The 23,019-nt window shown below is 67.0% G+C and carries 18 protein-coding genes and 1 pseudogene; 6 read left to right on the plus strand and 13 right to left on the minus strand.

Annotated features, from left to right (window positions below; all coding sequences use genetic code 11):
- Nucleotides 1–33 precede the first annotated feature (33 nt).
- The 4 genes from prpF to prpB form a co-directional block, all read right to left on the minus strand.
- Nucleotides 34–1,224 carry a 2-methylaconitate cis-trans isomerase PrpF gene (gene prpF / locus BX604_RS28830; protein ID WP_098554256.1) on the minus strand — a complete coding sequence of 397 codons (1,191 nt, stop codon included), beginning with the start codon at nt 1,222–1,224 and terminating at the stop codon, nt 34–36.
- 120 nt (nt 1,225–1,344) lie between these two features.
- Nucleotides 1,345–3,939 carry a Fe/S-dependent 2-methylisocitrate dehydratase AcnD gene (gene acnD, locus BX604_RS28835; protein ID WP_098554257.1) on the minus strand — a complete coding sequence of 865 codons (2,595 nt, stop codon included), beginning with the start codon at nt 3,937–3,939 and terminating at the stop codon, nt 1,345–1,347.
- Between the two features lie 82 nt (nt 3,940–4,021).
- A complete protein-coding gene (gene prpC / locus BX604_RS28840; RefSeq protein ID WP_098554258.1) occupies nt 4,022–5,194 on the minus strand; it encodes a bifunctional 2-methylcitrate synthase/citrate synthase in 1,173 nt (390 codons plus the stop codon).
- Nucleotides 5,195–5,309: 115 nt separating this feature from the next.
- Nucleotides 5,310–6,203 (minus strand): methylisocitrate lyase, encoded by an 894-nt coding sequence (prpB, locus tag BX604_RS28845; RefSeq protein WP_096507814.1) that lies wholly within the window; start codon nt 6,201–6,203, stop codon nt 5,310–5,312.
- 170 nt (nt 6,204–6,373) lie between these two features.
- On the opposite strand from prpB, the gene prpR reads away from it, so the two are divergent.
- Nucleotides 6,374–8,362: a propionate catabolism operon regulatory protein PrpR gene (gene prpR / locus BX604_RS28850; RefSeq protein ID WP_098554259.1), complete on the plus strand. Its 1,989-nt coding sequence runs from the start codon at nt 6,374–6,376 to the stop codon at nt 8,360–8,362.
- Nucleotides 8,363–8,395: 33 nt separating this feature from the next.
- Here the strand turns inward: prpR and BX604_RS28855 are convergent, their stop codons facing one another.
- Nucleotides 8,396–9,043 carry a CGNR zinc finger domain-containing protein gene (locus BX604_RS28855; RefSeq protein WP_098554260.1) on the minus strand — a complete coding sequence of 216 codons (648 nt, stop codon included), beginning with the start codon at nt 9,041–9,043 and terminating at the stop codon, nt 8,396–8,398.
- Between the two features lie 253 nt (nt 9,044–9,296).
- Here BX604_RS28855 and BX604_RS28860 point away from each other — a divergent pair, with 253 nt between their 5' ends.
- Complete coding sequence (locus BX604_RS28860) at nt 9,297–9,680, plus strand: VOC family protein (protein WP_098554261.1); 384 nt, start codon at nt 9,297–9,299, stop codon at nt 9,678–9,680.
- Between the two features lie 190 nt (nt 9,681–9,870).
- Here the strand turns inward: BX604_RS28860 and BX604_RS28865 are convergent, their stop codons facing one another.
- Nucleotides 9,871–10,719 carry an ureidoglycolate lyase gene (locus BX604_RS28865; protein WP_098554262.1) on the minus strand — a complete coding sequence of 283 codons (849 nt, stop codon included), beginning with the start codon at nt 10,717–10,719 and terminating at the stop codon, nt 9,871–9,873.
- Between the two features lie 657 nt (nt 10,720–11,376).
- Here BX604_RS28865 and BX604_RS28875 point away from each other — a divergent pair.
- Together BX604_RS28875 and BX604_RS28880 are read left to right on the plus strand one after the other, a co-directional pair.
- The gene (locus BX604_RS28875; RefSeq protein WP_175801317.1) at nt 11,377–12,201 is read left to right on the plus strand and encodes an IclR family transcriptional regulator; all 825 of its coding nucleotides are present in this window, start codon (nt 11,377–11,379) and stop codon (nt 12,199–12,201) included.
- Nucleotides 12,202–12,396: 195 nt separating this feature from the next.
- On the plus strand, nt 12,397–12,948 hold the full coding sequence (locus BX604_RS28880; RefSeq protein WP_098554264.1) for a hypothetical protein: 552 nt from the start codon (nt 12,397–12,399) through the stop codon (nt 12,946–12,948).
- A 689-nt stretch (nt 12,949–13,637) separates the two neighbouring features.
- Here BX604_RS28880 and BX604_RS28885 read toward each other — a convergent pair.
- From BX604_RS28885 to BX604_RS28905, 5 genes are all read right to left on the minus strand, one after another.
- Nucleotides 13,638–15,995 (minus strand): GNAT family N-acetyltransferase, encoded by a 2,358-nt coding sequence (locus tag BX604_RS28885; protein WP_098554265.1) that lies wholly within the window; start codon nt 15,993–15,995, stop codon nt 13,638–13,640.
- Between the two features lie 572 nt (nt 15,996–16,567).
- Entirely contained in the window at nt 16,568–16,864 is a 297-nt protein-coding gene (locus BX604_RS28890) for an H-NS histone family protein (RefSeq protein WP_098554266.1), read from the minus strand.
- A 102-nt stretch (nt 16,865–16,966) separates the two neighbouring features.
- Nucleotides 16,967–17,251 carry a hypothetical protein gene (locus tag BX604_RS28895; protein ID WP_172441939.1) on the minus strand — a complete coding sequence of 95 codons (285 nt, stop codon included), beginning with the start codon at nt 17,249–17,251 and terminating at the stop codon, nt 16,967–16,969.
- A gap of 61 nt (nt 17,252–17,312) precedes the next feature.
- Nucleotides 17,313–17,840, minus strand: a complete 528-nt coding sequence (locus BX604_RS28900; RefSeq protein WP_098554267.1) for a BON domain-containing protein — start codon at nt 17,838–17,840, stop codon at nt 17,313–17,315.
- A gap of 66 nt (nt 17,841–17,906) precedes the next feature.
- Nucleotides 17,907–19,373 carry a sigma-54 interaction domain-containing protein gene (locus BX604_RS28905; protein ID WP_098554268.1) on the minus strand — a complete coding sequence of 489 codons (1,467 nt, stop codon included), beginning with the start codon at nt 19,371–19,373 and terminating at the stop codon, nt 17,907–17,909.
- Nucleotides 19,374–19,697: 324 nt separating this feature from the next.
- On the opposite strand from BX604_RS28905, the gene BX604_RS28910 reads away from it, so the two are divergent.
- Nucleotides 19,698–21,101: a GntP family permease gene (locus BX604_RS28910; RefSeq protein ID WP_098554269.1), complete on the plus strand. Its 1,404-nt coding sequence runs from the start codon at nt 19,698–19,700 to the stop codon at nt 21,099–21,101.
- A gap of 416 nt (nt 21,102–21,517) precedes the next feature.
- Complete coding sequence (locus tag BX604_RS28915) at nt 21,518–21,769, plus strand: DUF4148 domain-containing protein (protein ID WP_098555059.1); 252 nt, start codon at nt 21,518–21,520, stop codon at nt 21,767–21,769.
- A 48-nt stretch (nt 21,770–21,817) separates the two neighbouring features.
- Here BX604_RS28915 and BX604_RS28920 read toward each other — a convergent pair.
- Both BX604_RS28920 and BX604_RS28925 read right to left on the minus strand, forming a co-directional pair.
- Nucleotides 21,818–22,093, minus strand: a pseudogene (locus BX604_RS28920) (thioredoxin family protein); the annotation flags it as partial.
- A 382-nt stretch (nt 22,094–22,475) separates the two neighbouring features.
- Entirely contained in the window at nt 22,476–22,976 is a 501-nt protein-coding gene (locus tag BX604_RS28925; RefSeq protein ID WP_098554270.1) for a GNAT family N-acetyltransferase, read from the minus strand.
- Nucleotides 22,977–23,019: the final 43 nt, after the last annotated feature.

Raw genomic sequence — 23,019 nt, forward strand, 5'->3', positions numbered from 1 at the left:
CCTTGACTGTCATCGGAACGACGACCGGTGCGATCAGAACGCGTCGCCCGGCACGCGCACCCAGCCTTCCATCAGCACGCGCGCGCTGCGGCTCATGATCGCCTTGGTGACGGTCCATTCGCCGTTCTCGCGCTGCGCTTCCGCGCCGACGCGCAGCGTGCCCGACGGATGCCCGAAGCGCACCGCGTTGCGTTCGCCTCCGCCTGCCGCGAGATTGACGAGCGTGCCCGGAATCGCCGCGGCCGTGCCGATCGCGACCGCTGCCGTGCCCATCATCGCGTGGTGCAGCTTGCCCATCGACATCGCGCGCACCAGCAGGTCGACGTCGCCTGCATTCACGCGCTTGCCGCTCGACGCGACGTAGTCGGCCGGCTTCGCGACGAACGCGACCTTCGGCGTGTGCTGGCGCGTCGCGATCTCGTCGAGCGTGTCGATCAGGCCCATGCGCAGCGCGCCGTGCGCGCGGATCGTCTCGAACTTCTCGAGCGCCTTCGCATCGCCGTTGATCGCATCCTGCAATTCGGTGCCCGTATAGCCGATCGCCTCGGCCTCGACGAAGATGGTCGGGATCCCCGCGTTGATCATCGTCGCCTTCAGCGTGCCGATGCCCGGCACCGTCAGATCGTCGACGAGGTTGCCGGTCGGGAACATCGACCCGCCCGCGCCTTCTTCCTCGGCGGCCGGGTCCATGAACTCGAGCTGCACTTCGGCGGCCGGGAACGTGACGCCGTCCAGCTCGAAATCGCCCGTCTCCTGCACCGCGCCATTCGTGATCGGCACGTGCGCAATGATCGTCTTGCCGATGTTCGCCTGCCAGATCCGTACGGTCGCGACGCCGTCGCGCGGCACGCGCGCCGCATCCACGAGGCCGCCGCTGATCGCGAACGGGCCGACCGCCGCCGACAGGTTGCCGCAGTTGCCGGTCCAGTCGACGAACGCGCGGTCGATCGCGACCTGACCAAACAGGTAATCGACGTCGTGACCGGGCCGCGTGCTCTTCGACACGATCACCGTCTTGCTGGTGGACGATGTCGCGCCGCCCATCCCGTCGATCTGCTTGCCGTACGGATCGGGGCTGCCGATCACGCGCAGCAGCAGCGCGTCGCGCGCGGCGCCCGGCGCCTGCGCGGCATCGGGCAGGTCCTGCAGCCGGAAGAACACGCCCTTGCTGGTGCCGCCGCGAATGTAGGTGGCGGGAATCCGGATTTGAGGAATGTGTGCCATGTCTGTGTTGTCCTGTCGACCGGAGCCGGCGCTCGAACGCCGGCCCCGGTCCCATGCAAAGCCCTGTGACGACGGGCGATGCACGTGTGCACCGCCCGGATTCAGCCTGTCAGCGTGCCGTCAGGCCGCCTGCGACGATTCGAGGAAGTCCTGCGCGAAGCGCTGCAGCACGCCGCCCGCATCGTAGATCGACACTTCCTCGGCCGTATCGAGCCGGCACGTGACCGGCACTTCGACACGCTCGCCGTTCTTGCGATGGATCACCAGCGTGAGATCGGCGCGCGGCGTGCGCTCGCCGGTCACGTCGAAGGTCTCGGTGCCGTCGATGCCGAGCGTCGTGCGGTTCGTGCCCGGCTTGAACTCGAGCGGCAGCACGCCCATCCCGATCAGGTTCGTGCGGTGGATCCGCTCGAACCCTTCGGCGACGATCACCTCGACGCCCGCGAGCCGCACGCCCTTCGCGGCCCAGTCGCGCGACGAGCCCTGGCCGTAGTCGGCGCCGGCAATCACGATCAGCGGCTGCTTGCGATTCATGTACGTCTCGATCGCCTCCCACATCCGCATGACCTTGCCTTCCGGCTCGACCCGCGCGAGCGAACCCTTCTTCACCGCGCCGTCGACCACCGCCATCTCGTTGATCAGCGTCGGGTTCGCGAAGGTCGCGCGCTGCGCGGTGAGGTGGTCGCCGCGGTGCGTCGCGTACGAGTTGAAGTCCTCTTCCGGCAGGCCCATCTTCGCGAGGTACTCGCCGGCCGCGCTGTTCGCGAGGATCGCGTTCGACGGCGACAGGTGGTCGGTCGTGATGTTGTCGCCGAGCACCGCGAGCGCACGCATGCCCTTCATCGTGCGTTCGCCGGCCAGCGCCCCTTCCCAGTACGGCGGACGGCGGATGTAGGTACTCTGCGCGCGCCAGTCGTACAGCGGCGCCGCACGCTCGCCGGTATCGGCCGTGCGCGCGAACATCGGTTCGTAGACCTTGCGGAACTGCTCCGGCTTCACGCTCGACGCCACGATCGCGTCGATTTCCTCGTCGGTCGGCCAGATGTCCTTCAGCGTGACGGGCTTGCCGTCCTGGTCGAGACCGAGCACGTCCTTCTCGATGTCGAAGCGGATCGTGCCGGCGATCGCATACGCGACGACGAGCGGCGGCGACGCGAGGAACGCCTGCTTCGCATACGGATGGATGCGGCCGTCGAAGTTGCGGTTGCCGGACAGCACGGCCGTCGCGTACAGGTCGCGCTCGACGATCTCCTGCTGGATCTTCGGATCGAGCGCACCCGACATCCCGTTACAGGTCGTGCACGCGAACGCGACGATGCCGAAGCCGAGCTTCTCGAGTTCCGGCAGCAGGTTCGCTTCTTCCAGATACAGCTCGACCGCCTTCGATCCCGGCGCGAGCGAGCTCTTCACCCACGGCTTGCGCGTGAGGCCCTTCGCGTTCGCGTTGCGTGCGAGCAAGGCCGCGGCGATCACGTTGCGCGGGTTGCTGGTGTTCGTGCAGCTCGTGATCGCGGCGATGATCACCGCGCCGTCGGGCATCTCGCCCGCCTTCTCTTCCCACTGGCCGGCGATCCCGCGCGCGGCGAGATCGGACGTCGGCAGCCGCTTGTGCGGGTTCGACGGGCCGGCCATGTTGCGCACGACGCTCGACAGGTCGAACGTCAGCGTACGTTCGTACTGCGCATGGTCCAGCGTGTCGGCCCACAGGCCCGCCGCCTTCGCGTAGGTCTCGACCAGCTTCACCTGCTCGTCGCTGCGGCCGGTGAGGCGCAGGTAGTCGGTCGTCTGGCCGTCGATGAAGAACATCGCGGCCGTTGCGCCGTATTCGGGCGCCATGTTCGAGATCGTCGCGCGATCGCCGAGCGTGAGGCTCGCGGCGCCTGCGCCACGGAATTCCAGATACGCGCCGACCACTTTTTCCTTGCGCAGGAACTCGGTCAGCGCGAGCACGACGTCGGTCGCGGTGATGCCGGACTGGCGCTTGCCGGTCAGCTCGACGCCGACGATGTCCGGCAGGCGCATCCACGATGCGCGGCCGAGCATCACGTTCTCCGCTTCGAGGCCGCCGACGCCGACCGCGATCACGCCGAGCGCGTCGACGTGCGGCGTGTGGCTGTCGGTGCCGACGCAGGTGTCCGGATAGGCTACGCCATCCTGCACCTGGATCACCGGCGACATCTTCTCCAGGTTGATCTGGTGCATGATGCCGTTGCCCGGCGGGATCACGTCGACGTTCTCGAACGCCTTCTTCGTCCACTCGATGAAGTGGAAGCGATCCTCGTTGCGGCGATCCTCGATCGCGCGGTTCTTCGCGAACGCGTCCGGATCGAAGCCGCCGCATTCGACGGCGAGCGAGTGGTCGACGATCAGTTGCACGGGCACGACCGGGTTCACCTTCGCCGGGTCGCCGCCGCCGTCGGCGATCGCGTCGCGCAGGCCCGCGAGATCGACGAGCGCCGTCTGGCCGAGGATGTCGTGGCACACCACGCGCGCCGGGAACCACGGGAAGTCGCGTTCGCGCTTGCGCTCGATGATCTGCTTCAGCGAATCGGCGAGGATCGCCGGGTCGCAGCGGCGCACGAGGTTTTCGGCGAGCACGCGCGACGTGTACGGCAGCGTGTCGTAGGCGCCGGGCGCGATCGCTTCGACCGCGGCACGCGCATCGAAGAAGTCCAGCGACGTGCCGGGCAGGGGTTTGCGGTTGGCGGTATTCATGATGTGGGGCGGAATTCGGGGTAAGACGTTCCGCGCGCGCCGGCGGCCCGCATCACGGGCGCCGGCACGCGCGGCGGGCGTTTCAGCGCTTCTCGATCGGCACGAACTGCAGGTCTTCCGGACCGGTGTAGTTCGCGCTCGGGCGGATGATCTTGTTGTCGATGCGCTGCTCCATGATGTGCGCGCTCCAGCCGGACGTGCGCGAGATCACGAACAGCGGCGTGAACATCGCGGTCGGTACGCCCATCATGTGATACGACACGGCGCTGAACCAGTCGAGGTTCGGGAACATCTTCTTCGCATCCCACATCACCGACTCGAGGCGCTCGGCGATGTCGTACAGCTTCACGTCGCCCGCTTCCTTCGACAGCTTGTGCGCGACGCCCTTGATCACCTTGTTGCGCGGATCGGAAATCGTGTAGACCGGGTGACCGAAGCCGATCACGACTTCCTTGTTCTCGACGCGACGGCGGATGTCCGCTTCGGCCTCGTCCGGCGAGCTGTAGCGGCTCTGAATTTCATACGCGACTTCGTTCGCGCCGCCGTGCTTCGGGCCGCGCAGCGCGCCGATCGCGCCGGTGATCGCCGAGTAGATGTCCGAGCCCGTGCCCGCGATCACGCGGCCGGTGAACGTCGATGCGTTGAACTCGTGCTCCGCGTAGAGGATCAGCGACGTGTGCATCGCGTCGACCCACGACTTCGACGGCGTCTTGCCGTGCAGCAGGTGCAGGAAGTGGCCGCCGATCGAATCATCGTCGGTTTCCGTTTCGATGCGCTTGCCGTTGTGCGAGAAGTGATACCAGTACAGCAGCATCGAGCCGAGCGACGCCATCAGGCGGTCGGCGATGTCGCGTGCGCCCGGCAGGTTGTGATCGTCCTTCTCCGGCAGCACGGTGCCGAGCACCGACACGCCGGTGCGCATCACGTCCATCGGGTGAGCCGATGCCGGGATCTGCTCGAGCGCGACCTTCAGCGCGTTCGGCAGGCCACGCATCGCGCGCAGCTTCGTCTTGTAGGCAGCCAGTTCGGTCAGGTTCGGCAGCGTGCCGTGCACGAGCAGGTGCGCGATTTCCTCGAACTCGCACGCTTCGGCGACATCGAGAATGTCGTAGCCGCGATAGTGCAGGTCGTTGCCGGTCTTGCCGACCGTGCAGAGCGCCGTGTTGCCGGCCGTCACGCCCGACAGCGCCACCGACTTCTTCGGCTTGAATGCGCCTGCGGCGGCCGGTGCTGCTGCGTCTTTCGTCTCGCTCATGTTTCCGTTCTCCAATGGGTATCGGGGGTGTCATGTCGGCCGGGCCCGGCGCTGGCGCGCGCGGCCCGGCGTCATGCAAAGCGTTCCGGGAACCGTGTCCCGGCGCGCGGGCACGTTACTTCTTGCCCTGCGCGAACAGTTCGTCGAGCTTCTGCTCGTACGCGTGATAGCCGAGGAAGTCGTACAACTCGGCGCGGGTCTGCATCGTCGGCACGGCGGCCTTCTGCGTGCCGTCGCGGCGCAGCGTCTCGTAGAAATTCAGCGCGGCCTTGTTCATCGCGCGATACGCGCCGCAGCAGTACAGCGCGATGTCGACGTTCGCCTCGCGCAGTTCGTCGAGCGTGAAGAGCGGCGTCGAGCCGAACTCGGTCAGGTTCGCGAGGATCGGCACCTTCACCGCTGCCTTGAAGCGACGATAGTCGTCGAGCGTCTTCATCGCTTCCGGGAAGATCATGTCCGCGCCGGCTTCCACGTAGGCGATCGCGCGCTCGATCGCGGCGTCGATCCCTTCGGCAGCGGCCGCGTCGGTGCGGGCCATGATCACGAACTGGTCGTCGGTACGCGCATCGACCGCGGCCTTCACGCGATCGACCATTTCCTCGACCGGCACGACTTCCTTGCCCGGACGGTGGCCGCAGCGCTTCTGGCCGACCTGGTCTTCAAGGTGGACGGCCGCGACACCGGCCTTGATGAACGAGCGCACCGTGCGCGCGATGTTGAACGCGCCGCCCCAGCCGGTATCAATGTCGACGAGCAGCGGCAGGTCGGTCGCGTTGGTGATCCGGTTCGCGTCGATCAGCACGTCTTCCATCGTGCTGATGCCGAGATCGGGGATGCCGAGCGAGTTCGCGGCGACGCCGCCGCCCGACAGGTAAACGGCCTTGAAGCCGACGGCCTGCGCCATCTTGGCTGCATACGCGGTGATCGCGCCGACCACCTGCAGCGGCTGCTCGGCCGCGACTGCCGCGCGGAATTTCGCGCCGGCGCTCTGAAGATGCGTGTTGCTCATGAACGGCCTCCTGAAGGAATGCCCATTAACAGCAAGGACCGGGCCAGCTTGCGGATCGCCGCTAACCCACTGATTCTTAAGCAACCAGCGTGGGCGCTTCATCGCCCATCCATTTCAATTCGGCAATTTCACGTTTCAAAAATGAAATTGCACGCGCATAATCGGTCGACATGGACCTCTCCTCGACCAAACCCGCCGGCCCGGCTGACCGAGCGGTGCGCCCGCGCATCTGGGCGATGGGCATCAGCCGCCTGCGCGAGCTGTTTCGCGAGATCGCCGGCGAATTCGACGAACGCGCGGACGTGCGCATCGTCACGCGTGCCTATGAAGACGCGCTGAGCGCCATCGCGGAGGCCGGCACCGCGCGGCCCGACGTGATCGTCGCGGCCGGCTCGAACGGCGCGTTCCTGAAAACGCGGGCGCAGGTGCCGGTCGTGGTCGTGTCGCCGACCGGCTTCGACGTGATGCAGGCGCTGGCGCGGGCCCGGCGCGATGCATCGCGGATCGCGCTCGTCAGCGCCGGCGAGACGCCGCCCGAGGTGCGCCGCTTCGTCGCCGCGTACGGCCTCGACGTGCAGTTTGCGTCATATCAGTCCGCGCAGGAAGCAGAAGCCTGCGTGCACGACCTGCACGATCGCGGCATCGAGACGATCGTCGGCCCCGGGCTCGTGACCGACCTCGCGGCGAGCGCCGGCATGGGCGCCGTGTTCCTGTATTCGCACGCGTCGGTGCGCAAGGCCGTCGACACGGCGCTCGAAGTCGCGTACGCGACGCATGCCGAGGCGTTTCGCCGCCAGCGGCTCGACAATCTGCTGCAGCATCTGCGCGACGGCGTGGTCGCGCTCGATGCGCGCGGCCGCGTCGAGGCGATCAACGAGCGGCTCGCGTCGGCGCTCGGGGTCGAACCCGCGGCGGCCGTCGGCCGTGCGCTCGTCGATCTGCGGCCCGAGCTGCGCACGCTGCGCGGCGAGGACGGCGACGCGCTCGCGACCGTGCGCGGCGTGCGCTACGTCGTGCATCGCGGGCCGCTCGTCGACCGTGGCGTCACGTCGGGCAGCGTGCTGACGTTCCAGGAGTCGCGCGCGGTCGAACGGCTCGACCGTGCGCTGCGTTCGCAGCCGAACACGCAGCAGTTCGCGGCGCGCTACGCGCTCGACGACGTAGTCGGCACGTCCGCGCCGATGGCGCGCGTGCGCGAACTGGTGCGCCGCTATGCGCGCTCCGACGCGACCGTGCTCGTGCTCGGCGAAAGCGGCACCGGCAAGGAGATGATCGCGCAGAGCCTGCATGCGCTGTCCGCACGGCGCAGCTATCCGTTCGTCGCGGTCAACTGCGGCGCGTTTCCGGAGGCGCTGCTCGAGAGCGAGCTGTTCGGTTACGAGGAAGGCGCGTTCACCGGCGCGCGGCGCGGCGGCAAGACGGGGCTGTTCGAGGCCGCGCATCGCGGCACGCTGTTTCTCGACGAGATCGGCGAGATGCCACCATCGCTGCAAAGCCGGCTGCTTCGCGTGCTGCAGGAGCGCGAGGTGATCCGCCTCGGCTCGACCGAGCCGATCCGCATCGACGTGCGCGTGGTCGCCGCGACGCATCGTCCGCTACTCGCGGCCGTCGAAGCCGGCACGTTCCGCGCCGATCTGTATTACCGGCTCAACATCCTGAACATCGGCCTGCCGCCGCTGCGCGAGCGCGCGGCCGATATTCCGGCGCTCGCGGCGACGCTGCTCGTGCAGGCCGCGCGGCGCGAGCCGCGGCTGGCCGAGCGCGTGCGCGATGCCGGCGACGCGCTGCGCGTGCTCGACGCCACGCAGGCGACGCTCGCGCGCTACCGGTGGCCCGGCAACGTGCGGGAATTGCAGAACGTGGTCGAGCGGATCGCGGTGGAACTGGCCGAGGAAGTCGACGAGAACGATCCGGCCGCCGCGTGCGGCGCGCTCTCGCCCGATGCATTGCAGGCGATCGCGCCCGAGCTGTTCGCCGCGCCGCCCGATGCGGCCGGCGCCGGCGACGACGATGCACAGACGCTCCACGCGCGCCGCCGTCGCGCGGAAGCCGACGAGATCCGTGCGGTACTCGACGCGTGCGGCGGCGACCGCGATCGCGCATGCGCGATGCTCGGCATCAGCAAGACGACGCTGTGGCGCAAGCTGTCAGCGAAATAGGTTCCGGCGTGACGGGCGGCTCGAGCCGCCGCTTCATTCGGCCTTGTGATAGTGGCGGTACGCCTTCGCGCGGTTGCCGCACGACGACATCGAGCACCATCGGCGGCTACCGTTCTTGCTGTCGTCGATGAACAGCCACTGACATGCGTCGTTCGCGCAGCGCTTGACCTTCGCGAGCCGCGCGCCGCCCAGCAGGTCGATCGCCGACCACAGCACCGGGCTCAGCACGCCCGCGAGCGTCGCGCCCGCGCGCCCGATCCGCCATCCATAGCCGCCGTCGATCCGCGTCAGCGCGACGCGCGGCGCGGCTTCCGCCAGAAAACCGCCAAGCAGCGCGAGATCGTCCGCCTGCGGCTCGCGCCGCTCGGCCTGCGCATGAAAGAGCCGGTACAGCGCCTCGCGCAACGCCAGCGCGCGCGCGAGCGTCGCCGGCTCGTCCTCTTTCTCCTTCTCTTCAGCGCGACACGCGTCGGCCAGGTCGGCCGGCACGCGCGCCTGCTCACGGCACCACGCAAACAGATCATCGAGCGTGCCGAAGGTTTCGGTCGGCGCGTCGGCGCCGCGCCAGTACAACGTGTTCGCGAAATCAATGCTCAGCGTTTCGGACGGCGCGGGAATCAGGCAGTCCGTCGTGACGGAAGGTTGCGTATCGTTCATGTCCCGATCGTATCTAACCACCATGCCGGTTGACAAGCCTGCGGACGCTTTCTAACATAACCAGCATGGTGGTTAAAAACAGGTTTGCGCACACCGCGCCCCTTCAGCTCAAGGAGACACAGATGTTCGATCGCCTTTCCTTCGGAGTTATCCACACCGGCCGCAGCCGCGCGCTCGACGACAGCATGCTCGACGCGCTGCGCCATACGCGGCTGGCTTGGTGCCTGTAAACAGGTTTGCTGCACGGACGTCCCCTCTTCAGTTCAAGGAGCCACAGATGATCGATCACCTTTCGTTCGGCGTTGCCCACATCGACCGCAGCCGCGCGTTCTACGACAGCACGCTCGGCGCGCTCGGCTACAAGCGGCTGTACAGCGACGACGGATCCCTCGGATACGGCACCACCGAACCGGTGCTGTGGTTGCAGCACGCGCAGCGTCCGGTCGTCGCCGATCCCGAATCGGGGCTGCACCTGTCGTTTCGCGCGACGTCGCCGGTTGAGGTCGATGCGTTCTACCGCGCCGCACTGCAGCACGGCGGTCAGGACAACGGCGGCCCCGGCAAGCGCGAGCACTACGGTCCCGGCTATTACGCGGCGTTCGTCGTCGATCCCGACGGGTATCGGCTCGAAGCGCATTGCGAACTCGACAACCTCGTCTGATCCGCCGCGTCCGGACACGGACGAACGACAAGGGCCCGATTCCGCATCGCGCGGAATCGGGCCCTTGTCTTTGCTGCATCGAGGTTCGGTGCACGGCGATCGCCGCCGGCAGTCATGCGGGGCGATCGTATCGGCGTGCGCAGGCCGGGAGGCCGCCGGGTTGCGCCGGCACCCCGCCCCGCACCCGCGGTTACTGCGCGCCGCGCGTGCTCTGCAGTTGCTCGCCGAGCCCGTCGATCCCGAGGCGTACCATCTGGCCGGGCTTCAGGAACACCGGCGTCGGCTTGATGCCCATCCCGACGCCCGGCGGCGTGCCGGTCGTGATCACGTCGCCCGGTTGCAGCGTCATGCAGGTCGACAGATAGGCGATCAGTTGCGCGACGCTGAACACCATCGTGCGCGTGTTACCGTTCTGATAGCGGTGGCCGTCGATTTCGAGCCACAGGTCGAGGCGCTGCGGATCCGGCACCTCGTCGCGCGTGACGAGCCACGGGCCGATCGGGCCGAACGTGTCGAAGCCCTTGCCCTTGTCCCACTGGCCGCCGCGCTCGATCTGCCATTCGCGCTCGGACACGTCGTTGACGACGCAATAGCCCGCGACGTAATCGAGCGCGCGCGCTTCGTCGACGTCCTTGCAGGCCGCGCCGATCACGACGCCCAGTTCGACTTCCCAGTCCGTCTTCACGGAGCCCTTCGGGATGTCGATGCCGTCGTTCGGGCCGCAGATCGAACTCGTCCACTTGCCGAACACCACCGGCTCCTTCGGCACCGGCATGCCGGCTTCGGCCGCGTGGTCGGCATAGTTCAAGCCGATGCCGATGAATTTGCCGACACGGCCGACGCACGCGCCGATGCGCGGCTCGCCGGATACGAGCGGCAGCGTGGCCGGATCGATCGCACGCAAGCGCGCGAGACCGGCGTCGGACAGCACGTCGCCGGCAAGATCCGGCACGTGCGCGGACAGGTCGCGAATCCGGCCGTCCGCGTCGAGAATACCGGGCTTTTCCTGGCCGGACGGACCATAGCGAAGCAGTTTCATCGTGCTCAACCTCTGTTGTCGAATGTGACAGGATACCGGCCGACGCAGCCGTTCACAGCCACGCGCCGGACTGAATGTCGATCGTCGATGGCGCGCATCGGCGCCATCGCCGGCAGGCCATTCGACGCGCGAAGCTCGCGCGGGCGCAGCGATCGCGGCGCCGCACCGAAGTGCGACGCGCATCGAACGGGCGGCCGCCGGTCTGCGCATCGGCGACGACGGCCCGGCATCCGCGCCATGTGCCGACCCGACCGGCCGGCTTCACGCGCGGCCGCGCCGTCGCTGGCCCGCCGCTCTTTGTACCATCCGCCGCCCGCAATGAAATGACCCGCGACGGATACCGACTATTGGGGCAACCGCCGGCGCTGCAGCGCAGCATCGGAGCCGCCGCCACGCTTGCGCGACGTCGAAATACGCGTTGTACCGGCATGGGGAGAATGAATAGGCAATATTCGTTGCGACCCTGTCATCGGAAACGACAGTTGATCCGTTCTTAATCGGTAACGATTGGTAAAAAGACGCTGCATTGCACACTGAAAGTTTGTTGTTAAGCTCGGACGGATGGTGCTTCCATCCACATCCGGGGCCAACGGTTCCGTGTGTGATATCGGCCAGCGTGCGTCGCCTGTCGATCGGAAATTCACTGACCTCATACCCATGACGCAAACGACCAACACCCCGTTTCTAGGCAGCGACGCACGGGAGTCGATGGGCGCGACCGACCGCTATCGCGCGCCCGCTCTGGACAAGGGTCTCGACATTCTCGAACTCCTGTCGGAACAAAAGGAAGGACTCACTCGCACCGAGATCACGAAGGAACTCGGCCGCAACGCAAGCGAGATCTACCGGATGCTCGAACGTCTCGTGGCACGCCGCTACGTGATGCGCTCGAGCAGCGGTGATCGCTACACCCTCAGTCTCAAGCTGTTCGCGCTCGCGCACCGGCATCCGCCGATGAACCGGCTGATCGCCGAGGCGTTGCCGCTGATGCAGCGTTTCGCCGATTCCGCCGAACAGTCGTGCCATTTGTCCGTCTACGATCGCGGCAATCTGCTCGTGATCGCGCAGGTCGACGGCCCCGGCTCATGGGGCGTATCGGTGCGCCTCGGCTCGCGCGTCGGGCTCGCCGATACGGCGTCAGGCCGCGTGATGCTGTCGTTCCAGGGTTCCGAGCAGCGCGCGGACATGCTGGCCGAGCACCGCAAGGTCAAGGGCGAAGCGCCGATGAACGAGCAGGAGCTCGCGCTCGCCTGCCTGTCGATCCGCCAGTCGGGCTACGTGCGCCAGGACAGCCGGCAGGCGTACGGCGTCACCGACCTGAGCACGCCGATCCTCGGCCCGTCCGGCCATGCAATCGCGGTGCTCACCTGCCCGTACATGCGCCGGATCGATACGCACATGGCGCCGTCCGTCGATGCGGTCGTCGACGGGCTGCGCGATACGGCCGGCCGTCTGTCGATGTGCCGCGCGGAGACGTACTGACGCGGGTTGAGGTCGAAGGCGGCCGGACGGGCACTTCGTCGGGCTGCCGGGCAAACGTGCAAGGCGAGAGGGGCCGTGGTGGCGCAGGCTTGCGCGGGCATTCCGCGGGGCGTTGCCGGGCAGGCCCCGGCGCTACGCTAGAATAGCGGCCCTCTCAAAAACTACGGCGGCCGGCTGTCGCGGCTGCCGTATCCGATGGATGTCATGGCCAAACTTCTGAACGATCAAGAATTCCAGCGTTTCTCCGAACTTCAGCAGAAGCAGGCGAGCTTCACGATCACGCCCGAGGAAGCGGACGAGCTGCGCGACATCGTCGCGCGCGCGCAGCAGAAGCGCGACGATCGTGCCGCAGCGATGCAGGCGATCGAGAACTACATCGAACAGTTCGACATCACGCCCGACGAACTCTTCTCGCCCGAGCAGATCGGCGACGCCGCGCGCACCTACGGGCTCATCACGGCCACGAAGAAGGAACGCACGCTGCCGCCGTCGATCACGTTCAACGGCAAGCCGTACCAGTGGACCAAGACGCTTCCGGACGACGTGCGCGCCGCGCTGTTCGACGCATTCACGTCCGGCGAGTCGGTCAAACGCTTCATCGCCATGCCGAAGGACGCCGCACGCTGTGCGCTGACGATCGCCCGCCTCGAACGCGAAACCGGTGGCATGTATGCCGAAACGCACCTCGAAGAACTCGCGATTTCCCGCGACCAGGTGAACGACGCAGCGGCAAAACTCGCTGCGTAAACCTCGCCTCGGGCACAGTTCATGCGTGCCTACCCTGACGCGGACGCCGGCAAACGCCGGCGCCGCGCCAGCCGGAGCGCTCCGTTTTCAGGCTCCCGAAAAGTCTCACCTTGGTGTCCCGTAAGCGCTCACCAATACCTCCCGAAAAAGCTCACCAAAGGCTCCCGGAGACGCTCACCTGCGTGTCCCGAAAGCCCTCACCGACGCGTTGCGCAAATGCGCTGCAGGCCCTCCCGGAAAGGCTCACCGGGGTTTCCCGCAAGCACTCACCGCCAGTCCCCGGGAAGGCTCACCGAACAGCTCCCGTATCGGCTCACCTCATGCGTCCCGGAAAAGCTCACCGACTGCTCCCGAAAAGTCTCACCTTTTCGATATTGCCGATGCAGAAGGTGCGGAATACGGGGGGCAGCGTGCTCGAATACGTCGCCGGAATGGTCTACACGCGGACGTCATCGAAGCTCGCGGCAAACCGGATGCGAATGCTGTGTCCCGACGCATTCGTCGTTTCCCGCCGATCGCGAGAGCCATACCGCTTCGTGTATTCGGTCGCGCGTTGATGCTCTGCATTCCGAAGTATGGCAAATCGGCACAGTCGGCTGTGAATGAGCATCGCGGATGCCGTGCGAACCGTGCCGTGCCGCCTCGCGTGTCCACGCATCCTCGCTCGGCCGGATGCGCGTTACGCGCGACTAGGGTTGCAGCTTCATTCTGAAGCCCACCACGCCCGGCTCCTCCGTCGTCGATGTCGCGAAGCCGCATGACTTCGCCAGCGAGATCATCGCCGTGTTCTCGCGCAGCGCTTCGCCGATCATCCATGCCGTGCCGCGCGATCGCGCATAGTCGATGATGCGGGTCATCATCAGACGGCCGAGCCCCTTGCCCTTCTGGTCGGGCCGCACCGCGATCGCGAACTCCGCGGTCTCGTTGTCGGGGTCGGCGACCGCGCGCGCCACCGCGAGCGTATGCGACCGGCCCGACACATCGGTGAACGCTACGATGAAGGCCATCTCACGGTCGTAGTCGATCTGCGTCATGCGCGCGACTTGCGAGTGATCGAAGCTACGCACCGCGCCGAAGAAGCGCATGCGCAGATCGTCCGGCGTCATCGCACCCAGCAGCTCGTTGTGCGCCTCCTCGTCTTCCGGACGGATCGGGCGGATCGTCACGGTCTCGCCGCGCCATTCGAGCGTCTGCTCCAGATGACGCGGATACGGCATGATCGCGAGCCGGCTGCGCCCGGTGGCCAGCGTGACGCGCGGCGCGATGATGTATGCGCGATCGGACAGCACGCGCAGCGTGATCGACATCGCGACCACTTCGCGGACGTCGCACACGACTTGCGACAACGCCGTCAGCGCGCCGAGCGTCGGCTCGACGGGCGTGCGACGCGCATAAGCCGAACGCTCCATCACCGCACGCGCGAGCACGGTATTCAGCGGCGGCAACCCATACACGACGAACGGCGCCGATACACCGTCCGCGGGCGGCACGGCATAGCGGAACACCGGGCCGAAATTCGCATCGTCATACATGTCGACCGTGACATCGACGACCCTGGCGCCGGCCGGTGCATCGGCCGGCTCGCCGTGCAGGCCGAAGTGCGACAGCCAGCGCAGCGCGGCGTCGCCGGCCAGTTCATGCTCGCCGGCCTCGACCATCCGCCGAGCGTCGGCCTGTGCGGAGGCGACGCACTCGGCCGGCTGTGGCGGCGTGCCCTCGGGGGTCTGCATCAGCAACTGCCGCCCGAGGTTGTAATCGACGAGACGCGCGTAGGCGCGTGCAAGCCGCTGCGGTGTCGTGTGGACCGGGATGCCGTTCGCGTGCAGCGCGTCGCGCGTCGCCGCGTCGACCGCGCCGAAGAAACACGCCAGGATGCCGCGATACGCATGCTGCCGCGATTCGATCAGCGTGCGCGCGACGGCATCGGCCGGCGCGCTGTGGGACGTCGAATGAACGACGAACAGCGTGCCCGTCTGCGGAAACGGCGCAAGCGCCTTGATGGCCGCCCCGAAATGCTCGGGACGCGCGTCGTCGCCCAACGTGAGCGGATTGCCGGGAGCGACGAGATGCGGCAACGCGGCCGCCACCGCCGACGTTGCCGCCGCCGGCCAGTCGGCCAGCACGTCGCGCACCTCGGCGACCGCATCGACCGCGAGTTTCGCGACGCCCGCGTCGCTGGTCACGAGCGTCGCCGCGCCGCGCGCGGTGACCCGCCCGACACCGAGCGTCTCGATCTCGTCGAGCAGATCGTCGAGCGCATCGACACGCACCATCCCCGCACGCTGGAAAGCGGCCGTGTACAGCGCATCGCCGGGATCCGCGCGCCCGGTGCGCAGCGCCAGCACCGGCTTGTTGCGCGCCGCCGCGCGCGCGGCCGACATGAACTTGCGCGCGGCGCACACGGTGTCGAGTTCGAGCAGGATCGCGCGCGTGCCGGGATCGCTCGCCAGGTAGTCGAGCACGTCGCCCGCATCGACGTCGGCCTCGCTGCCGAGCGCGACGACATGCGAGAAGCCGAGCCCCCGCGCATCGGCCCAGCCCAGCACCGCGTTCGTCAGCGCGTTCGATTGCGACACCCACGCGACGCCGCCCGCTCGCGCGGTATAGGCAGGCGCGCCGAAATGCGCATGGCGCGCGGGCGACAGCACGCCGAGGCTGCCCGGCCCGACGATACGGAGCACGAACGGCTTCGCGGCCTTGAGCGTGCGATCGAGCGCGGCCCGATCCGCATCGGTGCGCGCCTCGCCGACGATCACCGCGACGCGCGTGCCGAGTTCGCCGAGCTTGCGCACGATGCCGGCCCACGTAGCGGGCGGCGTGCAGATCACGGCGACCGAAGGCGGTGCGGGCAAGCGTTCGACATCGGCAATGACCGGATGCCCGTTCAGCTCGCGATACTTCGGATTGACGGGCCATATGGGCCCCTCGAATGCGCCGTCGATCACGCGCGCCCATACGATCGCGCCGAAACTTCCCGCGCGCAACGATGCACCGACGACCGCAACGGACTTGGGCTGGAACAACGCATCGAGATGGCGAACGGTCACATCGGCTCCATACGGTAACGAAAGACGACCCGACCGGTACACGAGCACGGATGGCCGTGCGCCGGTCGACGCGAACTCCAAGCATAGGCGAACCGGATGCGGCTGCCTATATGCCGAACGGCCGACTGTGCGGCGCGCCTCAACACTTGCAACATGGGCCCGTAACCGATGCCTTCGCACGACGGTCCGGGCGAAGGCGACACGATGCGGCGATCCGGTCGCCTCCTCAAAGGTGAGGATTTACAGGAGCCATGGTGAGCACATTCGGGAATTGCGCGCGGCGCTGCGTAAATGCGCGAACGGTGAAAGCCATCGGCAGTCCGTCAGCACCGCGAAACGCGCGAATGCCGAGGCGCGAGTGCAACGTAATTGCCGGGCTGTTTACCGCAATTCGCCGCGATATCCGGTCGAATTGCCGTGAATTCGCAAAACGGAATCCGCTAATCGCACGGTATTGTCGTTCGAGTCGCTGGCCGGAATCGCCCGGCAACGGCACAAAAACAAAACGGTGCGACGGCCGGTTAGCCGCTCGCACCGTCAGTCGACGCACGAAAGGTGAGGTTTTTCGGGAGTCAGTCCTTGATCAGGAAACGCGCGCGGTTCTTGCCGAGCCACGCCGGGGCACGGCCGCGGCCGCTCCACGTTTCGCCGGTCTTCGGATTCAGGTATTTCGGCGGCAACGGACGCTTCGGCTTTGCGGCAGCGGCGGCGCCTATCGGACGAAAGCCGAGTTCCTCTGCCGTAATGTCGAATTCCTCGATTTTGGCTCGAATCGCGGCAATCGCATCGGTAATCGCCTTTTCACGTTCCTTGTCGATTTTTTGCTGAAGCCTTTCGAGCTGCGCAGTCAGTTGCCTGTAGGTCGCCATATGGATGGAATTCCGTGAGTGTTATTCATGAAAAATAACCGACTCCAAGCGAATAGAAAAGCGCTTCTCCCGATTTAGATCCGTCACCCGGTCATTTCGGGATCAGTAGCCGCTCTTCTTCTTGCATGCGAAGAGAAGATTTCGCACGGCGTCATCAGTCGATTGATCGAGGATGTCGAATTCCCCGTTGCAGATGGCGCGGGCATTGTCCGTGCAATTGCTCCAGTCGTTGCCCGTGCACTGCACCTGTGTCGTCGGGCGCCCGTCTGAAGTGAACAGCGGCGCACCGCCGCCACACCCGCCAAGCCCCGCGACCAGGGCCAACAATCCGGCCTGACGCCAATGCGTTCGAGGCCACCGACAGACCGACGCAAGCATGTGTTTCATTGTTCTTTCCGTCAACCTTTTTCTGAATCCCGCGAGTATGCCATGCACCGTCTTCCACCGTTCAGTCGGGCGTCCTGTCAGGCTGGCCGCGCGTCTTGTACGGCAGCGCGCCGTGCGGATCGTCGGTGATGCGAACGAAAACCCGTTCGACGTCGGGAAGCGCGGCGAGTTCACGTTGCAAGGCCTGCCGATCGAATGCCGGATCCGCGCACCCTTCGACATAAATGAAGCGGCGCTGAACGGTGATCCACAGGCTCGTACCCTGCAAGCGGCCGGTGCCGTCGAAACGGGTCTTCGCAGCCGCGGCGATCGGGGCGTCGTACATATACGAATTCGACTTCGTGCAGCGGTGCGCGAGCCAGCAGCTCGTCCCGCGCTCGGCGCGGTAATGCGCGTCGTCCTCCATCTCGGCGCGGGTCATCCACGGGCCGAGCGGCAGCGGGCACTCGGCAAAGTCCTGCGACAGCGCCACGAACGGATCGTCGTACCAATTGCGCCGCGCCGCGGGCGCGTCGGCATCACCCGACTGCGCGAACGCGGACGCCGCCACCAGGACGGTCATCCATCCGGCGATGCGGATGCATTTCATCGCTGCCTCCTATCCGGCACTGCCGCGGTTCGGCCGCTCGCTTGCGACCGCCCCCGCCGCGCGGCGCTATCGGTCGATGCCGAGCGCCGCCAGTTTCTTGTAGAGCGTCGCCCGGCCGATGCCGATGCGCGCCGCCGCTTCCACCACCTTCCCGTCGCAAGCCGCGAGCGCATCGGTCAGGAACTGGCGCTCCCACGCGGCCAATGCATCGGTATACGAAACGACCGGCGCGTCGCCCGCGCCCCCGACAGCAGCCGCGGCAGGCAGCGTGCCCGCCGGCATGCCGTCCGGCGCGACGCGTACCGGACCGAGGAACGTTGCAAGCACACCCGCGTCGATCACCGAGCGATCCGACAGCATCAGCGCACGCTCGAGCGTATTGCGCAGTTCGCGCACGTTGCCCGGCCACGGGTAGGCGCACAGCATCCGCAGCGCATCGTCGGTCAGCTCGCAGTGCGCGGCGCGACCGTGCTGGGCCGCCAGCTCCTCGAGCGTCGCGTAGACGAGCGCGGCAATGTCGGACGCGCGATCGCGCAACGGCGGCGCGTGAATGGTCAGCACGTTGAGCCGGTAATAGAGATCGGCGCGAAAGCGGCCGGCCGCAACCAGCGCGGGCAGGTCGGCCGACGTCGCGGCGATGATCCGGACATCCGCGCGCACGATCCGGTTCGAGCCGACCGGTTCGAACTCCTTGTCCTGCAGCACGCGCAGCAGCTTGCCTTGCAGCGGCAGCGGCATGTCGCCGATCTCGTCGAGAAACAGCGTGCCGCGATCGGCCAGCTCGAACTTGCCGACACGCCCCTTGCGGTCGGCGCCGGTATACGCGCCCGGCGCGGCGCCGAAGAATTCGGTTTCGAGCAGCGTGTCGGGAATCGCGGCGACGTTGACGGTCACGAGCGGCTGGAGCGCGCGCGCCGAAGCCGCGTGGATCGCATGCGCGAGCAGCTCCTTGCCGGTGCCCGTCTCGCCGAGCAGCAATACCGGCGAATCGACCTGCGCGGCACGCCGTGCCTGACGCTTGGTTTCGAGGCTCGCGGCACTCGTGCCGACGAAGCTCGCGAATGTGTACTTGGCGCGGCGTGCCTGCGCGAGCGAGCGCTGCGTCGCGATCAGCTGCTGCTGAAGCTGCGCGTAGCGGGAAAAGATCGGCGTGAGCGTCTTCAACTGGTCGAACAACGCGAAGCCGATCGCGCCGACCGTCTCGCCCGCCTCGTTCTTCAACGGCAGCCGCGTGACGACCAGCGGTTCGCGGCCCGTCTCCATGATGTCGAGCAGGATCGGCTGCCCGGTCGATACCACCTCGCGCATCAGGCTGTTCGGAATCACCGTTTCGCAATCGAGGCCGACCGCCTGCTGCGGATCGGCGAAACCGAAGCGCGCCGCATATCGCTCGTTCATCCACACGACGCGTGCGTCGCGATCGACAACCACCGTGCCCGCACTCGAATCCTCGAAGGTCCGAAACAGCGACTCGGCGGCGCGCCGCAGCACGTCGCCGTAATTGACCGGCAGGCGAACCCAGTCGTTCATCATCGTGTCGTCGTCTCCGCGTATGCTTGGCCGAATGTCTCCGGATCGAGACGAATTATCTCACTCTGGAGACATGCCGGAATGCCTTGTCCGGGAAAGTCCTGCCCGATTCGACGGGCTGTCCTGACCGCCGGAGCGTCTCCGTTTGGAGACGTTTTATGTAGAATCATCAGACATTGGCCGGCGCAGGCCCGCCGGCCAGCGTCGGACCCTTGTCCGGCGGTGTAATCCGGCCTATGGCACGAAACCTGCACGAACCTGAGCCGGTCCGCGACACGTCGCGATCGAACAACAACCAAAGCCATTCAAAGCCATTAGGAGACTCCCTTGTCTTTCGTGATCGTCCTCGCCGCGCTGGCGTTCCTGATGTTCGCCGCGTATCGCGGCTACAGCGTGATTCTGTTCGCGCCGATCGCCGCGCTCGGCGCGGTTCTGCTGACCGAACCCGCCGCCGTCGCGCCGGTCTTCTCCGGGATCTTCATGGAGAAGATGGTCGGCTTCGTCAAACTGTATTTCCCGGTGTTCATGCTCGGCGCCGTGTTCGGCAAGGTGATCGAACTGTCCGGGTTCTCCGAGTCGATCGTCCATGCCGCGATCCGCTACATCGGCCGCTCGCGCGCGAATGCGGTGATCGTCGCGGTGTGTGCACTGCTCACCTATGGCGGCGTGTCGCTGTTCGTCGTGGTGTTCGCGGTGTATCCGTTCGCGGCCGAACTCTATCGCCAGAGCAACATTCCGAAACGGCTGATGCCCGGCGCGATCGCACTCGGCGCGTTCTCGTTCACGATGGACTCGCTGCCCGGCACCCCGCAGATCCAGAACATCATCCCGACCACGTTCTTCAAGACGACCGCCTGGGCCGCACCGGCGCTCGGCACGATCGGCTCGCTGTTCATCATCGTCGTCGGCCTTACGTATCTGGAATGGCGCCGTCGTTCCGCGATGGCGAAGGGCGAAGGCTACGGCACGTCGCTCCTCAACGAGCCGGAACGCGTCGAAACGACGTCACTGCCGAATCCGGCGCTGGCGATCCTGCCGCTGATTCTCGTCGGCGTGTCGAACTTCGCATTCACGAAGCTGATCCCGCAGTGGTACGGCGCCGCGTCGTACACGGTCGCGCCGGACGTGCTGCCCGGCGTGCACGCGCCGGTCACGACGTCGATCAAGACCGTCGTCGCGATCTGGTCGGTCGAAGCCGCGCTGCTGCTCGGCATCGTGGTGGTCCTCCTGACCGCGTTCAAGCGCGTCAGCGGCCGCTTCGCGACAGGTTCGAAGGCCGCCGTCGCCGGCGCGCTGCTCGCCGCGATGAACACGGCGTCGGAATACGGCTTCGGTGGCGTGATCGCCGCGCTGCCGGGCTTCCTCGTCGTCAGCGATGCGCTGAAGAGCATTCCGAACCCGCTCGTGAATGCGGCCGTGTCGGTCAGCTCGCTCGCCGGCATCACCGGCTCGGCGTCGGGCGGGATGAGCATCGCGCTCGCCGCGATGTCGGACCTGTTCATCAAGGGTGCGCAAGCGGCCAACATTCCGCTGGAAGTGCTGCACCGCGTCGTGGCGATGGCCAGCGGCGGCATGGACACGCTGCCGCACAACGGCGCAGTCATCACGCTGCTCGCGGTGACGGGCCTCACGCACCGCGAGTCGTATCGCGACATCTTCGCGGTCACCGTGATCAAGACGCTCGCGGTGTTCTTCGTGATCGCCGTGTACTACGCAACGGGCCTCGTGTAAGCCTGCGCATCGGGCGGCGCGCCACGCGCCGCCCCACCTCGCCCGGCCGCATCGACGCGGCCGGCGCTCCACCCCACCCTTCCCGCGCCCTTCCTTTACGTCGGTTCGACACGCCTGCACCGCAATGCGCAGCGCTTGCCGATCGGTTTGCCGGAAAACCCCGGCGAGCCACCCGGAATCGGCATTCAGCCGGCCCGGCCCCCGACCGCCTCGCGCACCTCCCCCCGCTACCACGCGCCGCCATCCGGCCCCGCTCGCCACCCCATCACCCCCCGCCCATTGTTGCCGGCAGCAGAACACTGCGTTGGGAGCGATCGCATTTTTCCCGCGCGCGGCCGGGCCTACACTCTTTTCAACCGCTGCCGCTTCGTCGATCGAAGGCCGGCCGCCCCGTCGAAAACATGGAGGTCCCGATCATGAAGCGCCTGATCCATGCAGTTGCCATCGCCCTGGCCGTCTCCGCCCCGCTCGCTGCGCAAGCGCAGTCGAACGCGCCGCTCACGCGTGCCCAGGTTCACGCCGAAGTGAAGGCGCTCAAGCAGGCCGGCTTCCAGTCGAGCGACTGGTTCTATCCGGCCAGCATCGTTTCCGCCGAAGCGAAAATCGCGCGGCAGCAGGGTGCCGGTTACGGCAGCGCGCACGGCGCGTCGTCGGAGTCGGGCCAGTAACCCAAACCACGCGGCCTCCGGCCCGCCCGACGGCACGCTCGCCCGCCGTCATGCCTTCACGGGCTGGATCAGCGTCGCGCACGTCGCTGCCTGCGGATCGCCCGCCGGCAGCTTCGCGCACACCCCGTCGAACTGCTTGACGACCGACCGGACCGACGCGTCGTGCGCGCCGCCGTCGCGCCACCGGTTCAACTGCGTGACGACCTTGGTCAGCGCACGCAGGTTCGCGCCGTAAAACGCATCCCGGGTCTTGCCGGCCTACGCAAGCACGCTCGCGGCGATCCCTTCGATCCGCGCCGAATCGTCCGGCGCCAGCGCGAATGCGGCATCGACGTCGCCCTGCTGCCACGCGATGCCAGGCGGCAGGCGCCCGGCGCCGGGCGATGCGCTCGATACGGCAGCGCCCTGCGGCGCGGCGGCTGCAAACGCCGCACCCGCGGCGGCGAACAGGCAGGCGGCAGTCAGATTCCGGAGAACGGTTTTCATCGAAGCGGGTTCCGTTGAAAGAGACGGTTGCGGGAAGCGACGGTCGCGCAACGTTCTGACCGGCACGTCACCAACGACCGGCCGCCGCATACGCGCATCGCGCAACAGGCCCCACCGCGGCGGCCGGCAAATCGCTCGACGATACGATTCATCGCGGCCACTTGAAACGAACAAATGCTCGAATGAATATGACGCGCGGCATCGCGCACGCGCGCTTGCCTTACCGTCGCTGCTTGACTCGCGCCATCTGGTACACCGACGCATACACACCGTCGCGCAGCGCATAGTCCGGCGCTTCGCCTTCGATCCGGAATCCGTGCTTTTCGTAGAGTGCGACCGCCGCGACGTTGTCGACGAACACGGTCAGTTCGACGCGCGTGATGTTCAGCCAGTTTTCCGCGAGCTCGATCGCCGCCGCGAGCAGCCGGGTGCCGACGCCGCGGCCGTGATGGGACGCATCGACCATCATCCCCAGCGACGCGGCATGACGGCGGCGCGGGTTCTGTTCAGGATGCAGCCCGAGATGGCCGACCACCGTGCCGTCGATTTCGGCGACGAGGCTCACGCCCTGTTCGCGAATGCGTTCGAGCCGCTGCCGCCATTTCTCGTGCGACGGATACGGATGCTGCAGCGTGTTGAGGTACACCGCGGGGTGCGCGACGATTTGCCGGATCGCGTCGATGTCGTGCATCTCGCTGTGCCGAATGGTGATATCGGTCATGACTGGGTAGCGTCGAAAGTATCGGTCGGAGGATGCCGCTGGT

It is taken from the genome of Burkholderia sp. JKS000303 (assembly GCF_002563755.1).
Taxonomy (GTDB): Bacteria; Pseudomonadota; Gammaproteobacteria; order Burkholderiales; family Burkholderiaceae; genus Burkholderia; species Burkholderia anthina_B.